Origin of the sequence: Corynebacterium nasicanis (genome assembly GCF_042658165.1) — a bacterium.
Lineage (GTDB): Bacteria > Actinomycetota > Actinomycetes > Mycobacteriales > Mycobacteriaceae > Corynebacterium > Corynebacterium nasicanis.
Window position 1 is genome coordinate 158,159 of record NZ_JBHSQE010000005.1, and the last position, 393, is coordinate 158,551.

Here is a 393-nt window from a genome sequence, read left to right on the forward strand (position 1 = left end):
GAGCTTTTTGCCCTCCGACTTCTTCGGGTGCCCGTACGCCTGGATCATGTCCTGGTAGAACATCCACGTCACTTCCAGGGCCATGTAGTCGTCATCGGTGGCCCACAGCATCTTCAAACGTTGTTTCTGCCGCTGCGTGAGGTAGTTCGTCCTGGTCAATAGTGTGCGACGGTGCTTATACAGCGGATCGTCCTTGCGGCCCCGGCGTCCGGTGGTCTCTCGTTGGAGCCGTTGCCGGCATCCGGTGAGTTTGTCCGCGGCCAGGTGGACGACGTGGAACGGGTCCATGACCTTGGTGGCCTGCGGTAACACCTGGTCCATGGCCGAGGCATAGCCGGTGAACCCGTCCATGGTCACCACCTGCACCTGCTCTCGGAAGCCAGGGTCGCGTTC

General features: G+C 61.3%; 1 protein-coding gene. It reads right to left on the reverse strand.

The window, feature by feature from the left end:
* Positions 1-393: transposase (locus ACFPUZ_RS08220; protein ID WP_377001433.1), on the reverse strand; the 393-nt coding region annotated here is incomplete at both ends.